This window comes from Lelliottia jeotgali, from assembly GCF_977070485.1.
The window spans coordinates 268,263-280,388 of the sequence record NZ_CDRVFO010000006.1; the positions used below are offsets into that span (position 1 = coordinate 268,263).

The following is a 12,126-nucleotide window of genomic DNA, read 5'->3' on the forward strand; positions in this document are numbered from 1 at the left end:
CCAGAAGGAGGGTCGTTCATGCTTGCGCAACTTCCGCCGGCGCTGCAGAGCCTGCACTTGCCACTTCGTCTGAAACTGTGGGACGGTAACCAGTTCGATCTGGGGCCCAGTCCGCAGGTCACCATCCTCGTCAAGGAGCCTCAGTTGATCGCTCAGTTGACCCATCCAAGCATGCACCAGCTGGGCGCTGCTTTCGTGGAGGGCAAGCTGGAGCTGGAGGGCGATATCGGTGAAGCCATTCGGGTGTGTGATGAGCTGAGCGAAGCCTTGCTGACGGAGGAAGATGAGGCACCGCCACAGCGTGTGGCTCACGACAAGCGCACAGACGCCAAGTCCATCTCCTACCACTACGACGTCTCCAACGCGTTCTACCAACTCTGGCTCGATCAGGACATGGCGTATTCCTGCGCCTACTTCCGTGAGCAGGACAATACCCTTGATCAGGCACAGCAGGACAAGTTTGACCACCTGTGCCGTAAGCTGCGGCTGCAAGCCGATGACTACCTGCTGGACGTCGGCTGCGGTTGGGGTGGGCTGTCACGCTTTGCCGCACGCGAGTACGGTGCGAAGGTGTTCGGCATAACCTTGAGCAAGGAGCAGCTCAAGCTGGCGCGGCAGCGGGTGAAGGCAGAAGGCCTGGCCGACAGGGTCGACCTGCAGATCCTCGACTATCGCGACCTTCCCCAGGATGGCCGCTTCGACAAGGTGGTCAGCGTTGGCATGTTCGAGCATGTCGGGCATGCCAATCTGGCGCTGTACAGCCAGAAGTTGTTCGGCGCTGTGCGAGAGGGTGGCTTGGTGATGAACCATGGCATCACCGCCAAGCATGTCGATGGTCGTCCGGTGGGGCGAGGGGCGGGTGAGTTCATTGACCACTACGTATTCCCCAACGGTGAGCTGCCGCACTTGTCGATGATCAGCGCAAGCCTGTGTGCCGCGGGGCTGGAGGTCGTCGATGTCGAGAGCTTGCGCATGCATTACGCCAAGACCTTGCACCATTGGAGCGATAACCTGGAGAACCAGCTGCACAGGGCTGCGGCGCTGGTGCCGGAAAAAACCCTGCGCATCTGGCGTCTGTACCTGGCCGGCTGCGCCTACGCATTCCAGAAGGGCTGGATCAACCTGCATCAGATCCTTGCCGTCAAACCCTACGCCGATGGGCATCATGACCTGCCCTGGACGCGTGATGACCTGTATCGCTGATTCCCCCGGGGCGCTTTAGCTGCCCCGGTCACATATCAGAGTATCGGCGAAATCAACCGCGCGATACGCATCCCCAGCTGTTGAATGCGGTGGGTTTTACTGCTGTCCTCAGGCGTAATTTCCCTGGCCTGCTCGAAATCAGTGGTCAACATCGTTTCGACCTGATCCGCGAAATCCCGATCCACGGTCAGCAGGGTGATTTCGAAATTGAGACGGAATGAGCGGTTGTCCAGGTTGGCACTACCGATAGCACTGACCTCGTCGTCCACCAACACCACCTTCTGATGAAGGAAACCTGGCTGATAGCGGAACATACGTACCCCCGCCCGTACGGCCTCGAAGGCGAACAGGCTGGAGGCTGCGTAAACGATCCGATGGTCGGGGCGAGCCGGAATCAGGATGCGCACATCCACGCCGCGCAGTACAGCCAGGCGCAGCGCGGCGAACACGGCCTCGTCGGGAATGAAGTAGGGGCTGGTGATCCATACGCGGCGAGTCGCGGAGTGGATGGCTTCGATGAAAAACAGTGAGCAGGTTTCCTGGGGATCTGCCGGCCCGCTGGCCAAGGCCTGGCACAGCACACCATTGTCCGGATAGGCGTCTGGCAGGATCAGTGGAGGTAGCTGACGCGTCGCCCAGTACCAGTCTTCGGCGAAAGACTCCTGCAGGCAGGCCAGCACCGGGCCGCCGATCTGCACGTGGGTATCACGCCAGGGCGAGAGGTGGGGGTTGCCGCCAAGGTATTCATCACCGACGTTGTGCCCGCCAATGAAACCGGTGACCCCATCGACCACGACAATCTTGCGGTGGTTACGGAAGTTCACCTGGAAGCGATTGAACCAGCCGCGGCGGGTGGCGAAGGCATGGATCTGTACACCTCCGTCTCTGAGGCTCTGGCTATAGCTGGCGGGCAAGGCATGGCTGCCAACCCTGTCATACAGCACGAACACCTTCACGCCATCGGCCGCTTTGCGCAGCAACAGTTGCTGCAGTGCTTTGCCAATGGTGTCGTTGTGGATGATGAAGAACTGTACCAGCACCACTTCTCGCGCTTGTTCGATAGCAGCGAAGATGGCGTCGAAGGTGGCCCTGCCATCGATCAACAGCTTTACTTGGTTATTGGCCAGGCATGGCATTCGCCCAAGTTTCGGCATGGCACGCAAGGCGGCGTAGCTCTGCGACTCCCGAGCGGTGAGGGCTTCCTCCACCCATGGCCGCCAGTTGAGGTTGGCCATGGCCACATGCATTTCCTGGTTGGCCTGGCGCCGAGCCTTTATGTAGGCATTGAAGGAGCGGGCACCGAATACCAGGTAGGGGATGAGGGTGAAGTAGGGAATGAAGAACAGCGACATGGCCCAGGCAATGGCCCCTTGGGCAGTACGCACGGTAAACACCGCATGCAGCGCGGCGATGATGCCAAGCAAGTGAACGAGCCCGAGCACATAGCCGAAGAAGTAGGGGCTGTGGTAATCCATACGCATCCTGCTTGGCAAATACACAGCAGATAACAGAACACTTCCAGGGCCTCCTTGCAACCTGAAAGCGGTTTTGCCGTCTAAGCCTGTGCCCGGCCATTGAGTCGGTTATTTTGAGGAGCGTTCGTCCATGAAGATTCGTCTGCCACTGCTGGCCCTGGCTTTTGGCCTGGCCAGCCCACTGGTGCATGCGCAGATGTTGCAGCCTGGGCTGTGGGAACTCACCACCAGCAACATGCAGGTCGACGGTAAGCCGTTGCCGGACATGCAGTTCATGCTTGGCCAACTGAAGAACCTGCCGCCCGAGCAGAGGGCCATGATGGAAGGGGCGCTGGCCAAGCAAGGCATCGCAGTAGCAGGTAATGGCGTGCGTTCATGCCTGACGCCGGAGCAGGTGAAAACAAACGATATTCCCTTGCAGGACCCTCAGTCAGGCTGCACGCAAAAGATTACCGACCGGACCGGCAATGTCTGGAAGTTTCAGTTCAGTTGCCCGAAAGCTCAGGGTACCGGCCAGGCTACCTTCCTCAGCGATAAGGAGTTCACTACCCAGGTCAACGGGACCTTCAATGCTTCGGGCGTGCAGCAACGGGGCAGTATGAATACCCGTGCCGTATGGCTGGGAAATGACTGTGGAACAGTAAAACCGCGTACCTGAATACTCACCATTGCCATTGGCTGGCCGCTACTGCGTCGTGGGCATGCAGGCTTTCTGCATGTTCCACGCGCAGCTTGAATGCCTTGGCCCAATCCATCTGCTGCAGCGTCTGATGCAATCGGCGGGCGGCATCTTCGCAAAACATCAGGTTCTGTCCGTTGGCCAAGGCGAACGCTTGTTCGTCTGCGCGTTTCACGGCTGTTTGAACGGCGGTGCCCAAGCTTGCCTCAATCCGGTCTATCAGCTCCGTGACCGGCAGTACCTCCAGCCTGTCGCCCAAGCGTACGTTAACCTCAGCCAGGCTCCGTTGGCTGTGGGGAGTAGCAACAATGCCGTGGCTACTGCCCAACCACTCCAAGACCGCCTCTCGGTTTATTGCCTGCCCGGAAAAGTCTGCCTGGAATTGTTGCTGAATCAATTGCCGTGCAAGTGCCGCAGAGCATGGGCAGGTCGACGAATAAGGCACGCGAACCGATAGTTCCACGTGGAACATTCCATTTTCAATCTTGGCATCCACGGTGATCGAATAGCTTTTCCATCCTGCCAATGGGCTGACCAAGGCCGGCCTTTTCAACAAATGATCGAAGGTCAAACGCAGGTAGGCTGCATGGGATAGGCCCTCATGGCTAGCCAGAAAATCTGCGAGTATTTGGCGGATTGCCAATGGAGTCAGTGATTGACGTTCGAGACGTTCCAGTGACAGGTACAGCCGGGACATATGAATACCGCGCGAGGAGCCATCCTCCAGGCTTACACCTGCATCGGCCATAGCAGCCACGCTACGCCCGTCGAAGTGCACGGGCAGGGCGATCCCGCACATGCCCACCCAGGCCAGTGGCGTAGCATGCTGATGGTTCTGTGCGGCGATATCGGGGAGCGTCAGGCTAGTCATTGGCAATACCAGATAAAAGAAATGTCAGCGGCAGCCACCGACCAGGCTGCAATGCAGATTGAACCGTTGGCCGTTGGAGCTGGAAACGCGGTTAAGAGAGGTCCAGCCAACTCGGCGGCTGTAGCCAACCCAGGCTTCACCATCGCTGGCCAGGCCGGTGAAGAATGTCAGCGCTCCATAGCGGCTGTTGGTTTGCGCCCATAAGCGGCGCGACGCACTGTCGAAGCCGCGCAGGTAGAAGTGGCTGCCCTCCGTACGCACGCTGTAGTAACTGCCATTGGCGTCCTTGCAGGCCAACAGCGTCGCGCTGCGTGTGCATACCGCCAGCGTGTTTTGCTGAGGCATCGCAAGCAAGGATGTAGGCGCAGCGAGCAGCAGCAACAGGGTGGCAGGTGACAGGTTCATTTCCATCTCCGGGTACTCATCCGACGAGTACGGCTTGGCGAAATTGTATTGTTACTTTATAACATTGTGCAATGCATCGTTTCGAATGCGTCCGCCTGTAGAGGTTTCGCCATGCCCAATCGTCTTCCCGTTACTGTGCTTTCCGGCTTCCTGGGTGCCGGTAAAAGCACCTTGCTCAACCACGTCCTGCGTAATCGCGACAACCTGCGTGTCGCAGTCATCGTCAATGACATGAGCGAAATCAACATTGATGCCAGTGAGGTCCAGCGTAATGTCAGCCTGAATCGGGCTGAAGAAAAGCTGGTTGAGATGAGCAACGGCTGCATCTGCTGCACCCTGCGTGAGGACCTCCTGGAGGAAGTCGCACGGCTGGCTGAGGAAGGCCGGTTCGATTATCTGCTGATCGAGTCGACCGGGATCTCCGAGCCGTTGCCTGTAGCTGAGACGTTCACTTTCCGCGATGAGCAGGGCCGTAGCCTAAGCGACATGGCACGGCTGGACACCATGGTGACGGTGGTCGATGGCCTTAACTTCCTGCGCGATTATCAGGCGGCGGACAGCTTGGCGAGCCGTGGCGAAACCTTGGGGGACGACGATGAGCGATCCATCAGCGACCTGCTGATCGAACAGGTGGAGTTTGCTGATGTGCTGCTGCTGAGCAAGATCGACCTGATCAGCCAGCATGAGCGCGAGGAGCTCATCGCCATTTTGCGCAGCCTCAATGCCCGAGCGCAGATTTTGCCTATGGTGATGGGCCAGGTGCCACTTGCACAGATCCTCGATACCGGCCTTTTCGATTTTGAGCAGGCTGCACAGGCACCTGGATGGCTTCAGGAACTTCGCGGGGAGCATGTGCCCGAAACCGAGGAATACGGCATTGCCGCTACTACCTGGCAAGCTCGCAGGCCGCTGCACCCGCAACGCTTCTTTGATTTTATCCACAAGCAATGGAGCAATGGCCGGTTACTGCGCTCCAAAGGCTTCTTCTGGCTGGCCAGCAAGTTTCAGGAGGCCGGTAGCTGGTCGCAGGCTGGCGGCATGATGCGCTATGGACTGGCCGGCCGCTGGTGGCGTTTTGTGCCAAAGGAGCACTGGCCGCAGGACGAACAGAGCGCTGCAGAAATTCTTAAACACTGGGTGGCTGAGAGTGGTGACTGCCGTCAGGAGCTGGTGTTCATTGGGCAGAACATCGACTTCGCCCAGTTATCCACAGACCTGGATGCCTGCTTGTTGACCGATGACGAAATGGAAATGGGGCATGCGGGCTGGCTGCGCTTACCGGATCCCTTCGGGCCCTGGCACACCGAGGAGGCTGCATGACGCCAGCGGCTCAGCATGTGGATATCCGCCAAGTCCACGGCGAATCCCCTCGGGTACTCACCGACATATTTCAAGAGGGCGTGAACATGGCAGTCTGGCAGCGACGTTTGCCTGCCCAGGTTGAAGACTTCGCGGGATTGGTGGTCAGCCTCGGCCAACCGTTGGCGGACCAGCGGGTGCTCGATGTGGATGAGCATGAGCCGCCGTTACTGCCGGGCTTTTTGGGGGAAGCGGCCGATCTGCAGGGCTATGAGGGTTTCGTCGCAGATGTGTGCTGGCTGGTTTCAGCTTATACGTGCCTGCTGGGTGCGCGTCGGGTCGGTCTACGCGTGCGGGTGCTGCACAACGCCATGTGCCCGCGCTTCCATGTGGATAACGTGCCTGTGCGCCTGCTCACGACTTATGTGGGCTGCGGCAGCGAATGGCTGCGCGAAGGTGCCATTGAACGAGCCGGATTGCAGTTCGCACCGGCACCTGTGGATAACATCCAACGACTGCAAGCGGGTGATGTTGCGCTGCTGAAGGGCGAAAAATGGTTAGGCAACGAAGGGGCAGGCCTGATCCATCGCTCGCCCGTTGGCCATGACCCTCGCCTGTTACTCAGCCTTGACTGGTTGGCGTGACGGGGCATAGTGGGGTGAACTCCGCCCTGAAGTAAGCGCATGCTGCAGAACATTCCTACCCACGTGATCGCTGGCCCCTTGGGTGCAGGTAAAACCAGCCTCATCCGGCAGCTGATGGCTCAGCGCCCGGCCGGCGAGCGTTGGGCCGTACTGGTCAACGAGTTTGGCCAGATCGGCCTGGATGCGGCCCTGCTCAGCCGTGATGAAGATGGTGTTGCCATTGCTGAAGTGGCGGGTGGTTGCCTGTGCTGCGTCAATGGCACACCGTTCCAGGTCGGGCTGGGGCGCCTATTGCGCAAGGCGCGGCCCGACCGGTTGTTCATCGAACCCTCGGGTCTTGGTCACCCCTTGCAGTTACTGACTCAACTGAACCAGGCTCCTTGGGCGGGGGTTCTGATGCTGCAGCCGATGGTGATGGTTGTGGATGCTCAAGCGCTGGCGCGAGGTGAGCCGTTGCCCGATGCTCAACAACAGGCTCTGGAAGCTGCCGGACTGGTCGTTTTCAATAAAAGCGCGGATGTGAATGAAAATAGTAGGTTGTTGATAAACAAGGAAATTACAGCGAAACAGGGCGTTTGGACAGACCAAGGGCTGTTAGCAATTTCCAGCCTCCCTCATTCATCCACAGGTTCAGCGGGCGATGGTTCTGTGGATAAAGCCGTTGTGGGTAATCCCCAGCCGGCTACAGGCGCCCTGTGGATAGATCCTCGACAGCCAATCTGCCATGCACAGCAAGGCGAAGGTGGCTGGAGTGTCGGCTGGCGCTGGCACCCAAGTCAGCAATTCGATCCACAGGCCTTGCGTGGCTTACTTGACTCTCACTCATGGCGTCGGGCAAAGGGGGTTATCCACAGCCCGCAGGGTTGGCAGTCTTTCAACGGCCTTGACGGCAACTTGCCGGTTTGGCAGCCGAGTGACTGGCGCAAAGACACCCGGATTGAGCTGATTTTCGACCAGCCCCAAACCCTGCGAGCGCTGCAGGCTGCGCTGGAAGCCTGCCGGGTGATGTAATCAGTTGTGCCAGCGATTGTGTTCCTGGCGCCATTGTTTCATCTCGATCACGTTGTCGGCCCGTGGCGGCGTATTGATCTCGAACGGGTAGGGCGCCAGCTCAATCTGCACGCTATGAGCGCCAAACTGAGTCACCGTGCCCGGGTGGCGTTGTTCGCCGGTGACAGTGAACTCGAAGGCATACACACGGGCCAGGCGCTTTCTGCCATTGGCATCGCGCAGGAATGCGATGCGCTTGAGCGCGACGGCATCGTCGAGCAGCTCCAGATCCAGCTTGGCGCAATGCTGTTTGACCCGTTCCAGGGCCTTCTCGCGCAGCCCGTGGTTGTGCCATAACCAAGCGCCTGCCGTGGCCACCAGCATCAGGACGAAGAGATTCTCCAGGGTCAACATTTGCGTATGCTCCAAACAGGTCGATCCAGCTTAACTGCGTCCCTGGTCTGTCGTACAGGTGGCAATCGAGTTCATACTGCGCGACGCACAGTCCTTGAAACAGCTTTGGAAAACGCCCGCATGAAACGTACCCCGCACCTGCTCGCCATTCAGTCCCACGTGGTGTTCGGCCACGCCGGCAACAGCGCTGCGGTGTTCCCAATGCAGCGTATCGGGGTCAATGTCTGGCCGCTCAATACCGTGCAGTTCTCCAACCACACTCAGTATGGCCAGTGGGCGGGCGAAGTGCTTGCTCCAGCGCAAATTCCTGCGTTGGTGGAAGGCATTTCCAACATTGGCGAACTGGGGCATTGCGATGCCGTGCTCTCGGGCTATCTGGGTAGCGCCGAGCAGGGGCGGGCGATATTGGCAGGTGTTGAGCGGATCAAGGCCGTCAACCCGAAGGCGCTGTACTTGTGCGACCCGGTCATGGGGCATGCGGAGAAAGGCTGCATCGTGCCCCAGGAGGTGAGCGAGTTCCTGCTGGACGACGCGGTTGCCCAGGCTGACATCCTGTGTCCCAACCAGCTGGAGCTGGACAGCTTTTGCGGCCGGCGCGCGCAAAGCCTGGAAGATTGCGTGCGCATGGCTCGCGGCCTGCTCGAGCGTGGCCCGCAGGTTGTGCTGGTCAAGCATCTGGCCTACCCAGGACGTTGCGAAGACATGTTCGAAATGTTGCTGGTCACCCGTGACCACAGCTGGCACTTGCGCCGCCCGCTGCTGGCATTCCCTCGCCAGCCGGTCGGGGTAGGGGACTTGACCTCAGGGCTGTTCCTGGCCCGGGTGCTGTTGGGCGACAGCTGGGTGCAAGCCTTCGAGTACACCGCGGCAGCCGTGCATGAGGTGTTGCTGGAAACCCAGGCCTGCGCCAGCTACGAACTGCAGCTGGTGCGGGCCCAGGACCGCATCGCTTACCCGCGTGTGCGTTTCGAGGCGCAGCGCTTGGCGTTTTAAAGGGCGTCGGTCTTCAAGTCCTGGTAACGCTTTTCCAGTTCCTGACGGATCTGCCGGCGTTGCTGGCCCTGTAGGAAACGTCGCTTTTCTTCACTGGACTGCGGCTGACGGGCAGGGACAGGGACCGGGCGGCGGTTGTCGTCGACCGCGACCATGGTGAAAAAACAGCTGTTGGAATGACGCACCGAGCGTTCGCGAATGTTCTCGGTGACCACCTTGATGCCCACCTCCATGGAGGTATTGCCGGTGTAGTTGACCGAGGCCAGGAACGTCACGAGTTCGCCTACGTGCACCGGCTCGCGGAAAATCACCTGGTCGACCGAGAGGGTTACCACATAGCTGCCGGCATAGCGGCTGGCGCAGGCATAGGCCACTTCATCGAGATACTTGAGCAAGGTGCCGCCATGTACGTTGCCAGAAAAGTTGGCCATGTCCGGGGTCATCAGGACGGTCATGCTCAGCTGGGCGTTTCCAGGTTCCATAGTGTGCTCACGGTGAGGTTGCGCTGAATCGGGGCGGGTATCTGCTGACACTTTCTGTTTCCCCTCTTGAAGTTTGCCTTCCTGATACGGGACGTTGACAGACGCTCCGTCGTCACGCCGATCATGCCATCAGGGGCCGTTGACCGGCCGATCTGTTTCTACATATTGCGTCGGCATTATGCGGCGGGGTGCGATGTTACCCTGAGTACGCCCATGCAACATGGGCCTTCCTGCATTCAATACAGTATGTACTTGCTGCTCGCTCGGGTTTGCCTTGGCAGAGGAGCGGTTTGCCCGGGCAACGAAAAGGAGTATCGCGCCATGCATGCCATCAGCTTTATCCAGGATCTGGCAGTGATCATGCTGGTCGCCGGGGTAGTGACGATCCTCTTTCATCGCTTCAAGCAGCCAGTAGTGCTGGGCTACATCGTCGCCGGTTTCATCATCGGCCCGCACACCCCGCCCTTCGGCCTGATTCATGATGAAGACACCATCAAGACCCTCGCCGAGCTGGGCGTGATCTTCCTGATGTTCTGCCTGGGCCTTGAGTTCAGCCTGCGCAAGCTGTTCAAGGTGGGGGCCACGGCGTTCATTGCAGCGTTTCTGGAAATCGTCCTGATGATCTGGATCGGTTTCGAGATCGGCCGCTGGTTTGGCTGGAGCACCATGGACTCGCTGTTCCTCGGTGCGATCCTGGCGATTTCCTCGACCACCATCATCGTCAAGGCACTCAACGACCTGAAGATGAAAAACGAGCGCTTTGCCCAGCTGATCTTTGGCGTACTGATCGTCGAGGATATTCTCGGCATCGGCATCATCGCCCTGCTGTCAGGGATTGCAGTCAGTGGTACGGTCAGTTCCGGAGAGGTCTTTTCCACGGTCGGCAAGCTGTCGCTGTTCATGATCGTGGCGCTGGTTATCGGCATTTTGCTGGTGCCGCGATTGCTGGCCTACGTCGCGAAATTCGAGAGCAACGAGATGTTGCTGATCACCGTGCTGGGCCTGTGCTTCGGTTTCTGCCTGCTGGTGGTTAAACTCGAGTACAGCATGGTGCTGGGGGCCTTCCTGATCGGTGCGATCATGGCCGAATCCCGCCAGTTGCTGAAGATCGAACGGCTGATAGAGCCGGTGCGTGACTTGTTCAGCGCCATTTTCTTCGTCGCCATTGGCTTGATGATCGACCCGAACGTGCTGCTCGACTACGCCTGGCCGATTATGGTGATCACCGTAGCCGTGGTGCTGGGCAAGATGCTCTCTTGCGGCATGGGTGCATTCATTGCCGGCAACGACGGCCGTACCTCGCTGCGCGTGGGCATGGGACTGTCACAGATTGGCGAATTCTCTTTCATCATTGCGGCCTTGGGTATGACGCTGCAGGTTACCAGCGACTTCCTCTATCCGGTTGCGGTGGCCGTTTCGGCTATCACCACGCTGCTTACACCTTATTTGATCCGCGCGGCCGATCCATTGTCGCTGAAGCTTGGCAAAGTCATGCCTAATCGGCTGTCACGGGTGCTTTCGTTGTATGGCGAGTGGCTGCGTAGTATCCAGCCACAAGGTGAGAGCGCGATGCTGGCTGCAATGATCCGGCGTATCCTGTTGCAGGTCGGTGTCAACCTGGCGCTGGTGGTCGCGATCTTCTTCAGTGGCGGCTATTTCGCCGCACGCATCGGTACTTGGCTCAGTGAGTGGGTGAGCGATGTCAGCCAGCAAAAGGCGATAATCTGGGGCGCGGCGCTGTTGTTGTCGCTGCCCTTCCTTATCGCTGCCTATCGCAAGCTTAAAGCGCTGTCGATGTTGTTGGCGGAGATGGGTGTCAAACCGGAAATGGCAGGGCGCCATACCCAGCGCGTTCGCCGTGTAGTGGCCGAAGTGATCCCGCTGCTGTCACTGCTGGTCATCTTCCTGCTGCTGTCGGCGTTGTCGGCAAGCATCCTGCCGACCAACGAATTGCTGCTGATCATCGCCGTGGTGGCCGCGATAGTGGTGGCGGTGTTGTGGCGCTGGTTCATCCGTGTGCATTCGCGGATGCAGATCGCCCTGCTGGAGACGCTGGAAAACAGCCGGGAAAATACGCACTGAGGGGCTCTCTACGGGAGATTCCGTCAACGTGCGAGAAAAAAGGGCGGTAACGATGTCGCCAGGCGCTTAAAGCCTGGCGACTGTGCGAGTGATCAGCTTTCCAGCCAGACGTCCCGTGCCCAGTGCCAGACCGATTCCCAGCTGTCTTCGCCAACCCCTTCCTCGTCGCCATCCCACAGCACTACCGTGCCGTCTTCCTCGACGCAGTAGAAGTTGTCACCGTCCTGGCACAGCGGGATCAGGTCACGCGGTACGCCCGCGTCCCATGCATTGGCTGCCACGTCGGGCAGGTAGGTGTGTGACTGCGGATCGGTGACGGTCACCGGCTCCAGCGAGCCGTACACCACGTCGCTGACGGTCAAAAGGAACTCTTTGAACACGAACGGAATGTTGATGAACAGTTGTTCCTCGATCTCGACCAGTTGGTCCTCATCGGGAAGCTCCAGGGGCACCGGTACCGGCTCATTGGCTTCACGGAGTTGTTCGATCACTTCTTCCACGGTTCTTTTCCTCCAACCTTGATGACATCGCTGCGCGTTATACCCTAGTAGGGCGGTGTGGCAAAAGCAAAAACCCCGGGGCTAGCCCG

At 59.1% G+C, this 12,126-nt stretch carries 13 protein-coding genes; 7 read left to right on the top strand and 6 right to left on the bottom strand.

Features of this window, described 5'->3' with window-relative positions:
- Positions 1 to 18: 18 nt before the first annotated feature.
- On the top strand, positions 19 to 1,203 hold the full coding sequence (gene cfaB / locus ACW4TB_RS11675; protein ID WP_012316896.1) for a C17 cyclopropane fatty acid synthase CfaB: 1,185 nt from the start codon (positions 19 to 21) through the stop codon (positions 1,201 to 1,203).
- Positions 1,204 to 1,238: 35 nt separating this feature from the next.
- On the opposite strand, the gene cls is transcribed toward cfaB, so the two are convergent.
- Positions 1,239 to 2,678, bottom strand: a complete 1,440-nt coding sequence (gene cls / locus ACW4TB_RS11680) for a cardiolipin synthase (RefSeq protein ID WP_279932398.1) — start codon at positions 2,676 to 2,678, stop codon at positions 1,239 to 1,241.
- A gap of 130 nt (positions 2,679 to 2,808) precedes the next feature.
- Here cls and ACW4TB_RS11685 point away from each other — a divergent pair, with 130 nt between their 5' ends.
- Positions 2,809 to 3,336 (top strand): DUF3617 domain-containing protein, encoded by a 528-nt coding sequence (locus ACW4TB_RS11685; protein WP_012316894.1) that lies wholly within the window; start codon positions 2,809 to 2,811, stop codon positions 3,334 to 3,336.
- A gap of 4 nt (positions 3,337 to 3,340) precedes the next feature.
- Here the strand turns inward: ACW4TB_RS11685 and folE2 are convergent, their stop codons facing one another.
- Together folE2 and ACW4TB_RS11695 are read right to left on the bottom strand one after the other, a co-directional pair.
- Positions 3,341 to 4,228 carry a GTP cyclohydrolase FolE2 gene (gene folE2, locus ACW4TB_RS11690; protein WP_279932396.1) on the bottom strand — a complete coding sequence of 296 codons (888 nt, stop codon included), beginning with the start codon at positions 4,226 to 4,228 and terminating at the stop codon, positions 3,341 to 3,343.
- 24 nt (positions 4,229 to 4,252) lie between these two features.
- Complete coding sequence (locus tag ACW4TB_RS11695; protein ID WP_254466880.1) at positions 4,253 to 4,633, bottom strand: glutamine synthetase; 381 nt, start codon at positions 4,631 to 4,633, stop codon at positions 4,253 to 4,255.
- Positions 4,634 to 4,744: 111 nt separating this feature from the next.
- Here ACW4TB_RS11695 and zigA point away from each other — a divergent pair, with 111 nt between their 5' ends.
- The 3 genes from zigA to ACW4TB_RS11710 are packed head-to-tail and all read left to right on the top strand — an operon-like array spanning position 4,745 to position 7,587.
- The gene (gene zigA / locus ACW4TB_RS11700) at positions 4,745 to 5,953 is read left to right on the top strand and encodes a zinc metallochaperone GTPase ZigA (RefSeq protein ID WP_012316891.1); all 1,209 of its coding nucleotides are present in this window, start codon (positions 4,745 to 4,747) and stop codon (positions 5,951 to 5,953) included.
- Positions 5,950 to 6,576, top strand: coding sequence for a DUF1826 domain-containing protein (locus ACW4TB_RS11705; RefSeq protein ID WP_012316890.1), 627 nt, complete (start codon positions 5,950 to 5,952; stop codon positions 6,574 to 6,576). Before zigA ends, ACW4TB_RS11705 begins: the two co-directional genes overlap by 4 nt.
- 39 nt (positions 6,577 to 6,615) lie before the next feature.
- Complete coding sequence (locus ACW4TB_RS11710) at positions 6,616 to 7,587, top strand: CobW family GTP-binding protein (RefSeq protein ID WP_254466879.1); 972 nt, start codon at positions 6,616 to 6,618, stop codon at positions 7,585 to 7,587.
- Here the strand turns inward: ACW4TB_RS11710 and ACW4TB_RS11715 are convergent, their stop codons facing one another.
- On the bottom strand, positions 7,588 to 7,980 hold the full coding sequence (locus ACW4TB_RS11715; RefSeq protein ID WP_012316888.1) for a DUF3301 domain-containing protein: 393 nt from the start codon (positions 7,978 to 7,980) through the stop codon (positions 7,588 to 7,590). It abuts the gene before it with no gap.
- 120 nt (positions 7,981 to 8,100) lie between these two features.
- Between ACW4TB_RS11715 and pdxY the strand changes: the two genes are divergently transcribed.
- The gene (gene pdxY, locus ACW4TB_RS11720) at positions 8,101 to 8,973 is read left to right on the top strand and encodes a pyridoxal kinase PdxY (protein ID WP_012316887.1); all 873 of its coding nucleotides are present in this window, start codon (positions 8,101 to 8,103) and stop codon (positions 8,971 to 8,973) included.
- Here the strand turns inward: pdxY and ACW4TB_RS11725 are convergent.
- The gene (locus tag ACW4TB_RS11725; protein WP_012316886.1) at positions 8,970 to 9,455 is read right to left on the bottom strand and encodes an acyl-CoA thioesterase; all 486 of its coding nucleotides are present in this window, start codon (positions 9,453 to 9,455) and stop codon (positions 8,970 to 8,972) included. The two genes, pdxY and ACW4TB_RS11725, sit on opposite strands and share 4 nt — an antisense overlap.
- Positions 9,456 to 9,776: 321 nt before the next feature.
- On the opposite strand from ACW4TB_RS11725, the gene ACW4TB_RS11730 reads away from it, so the two are divergent.
- Positions 9,777 to 11,537, top strand: a complete 1,761-nt coding sequence (locus ACW4TB_RS11730; protein ID WP_279932390.1) for a cation:proton antiporter — start codon at positions 9,777 to 9,779, stop codon at positions 11,535 to 11,537.
- Positions 11,538 to 11,629: 92 nt separating this feature from the next.
- Here ACW4TB_RS11730 and ACW4TB_RS11735 read toward each other — a convergent pair whose 3' ends face one another.
- Entirely contained in the window at positions 11,630 to 12,037 is a 408-nt protein-coding gene (locus ACW4TB_RS11735; RefSeq protein ID WP_012316884.1) for an SMI1/KNR4 family protein, read from the bottom strand.
- Positions 12,038 to 12,126 lie beyond the last annotated feature (89 nt).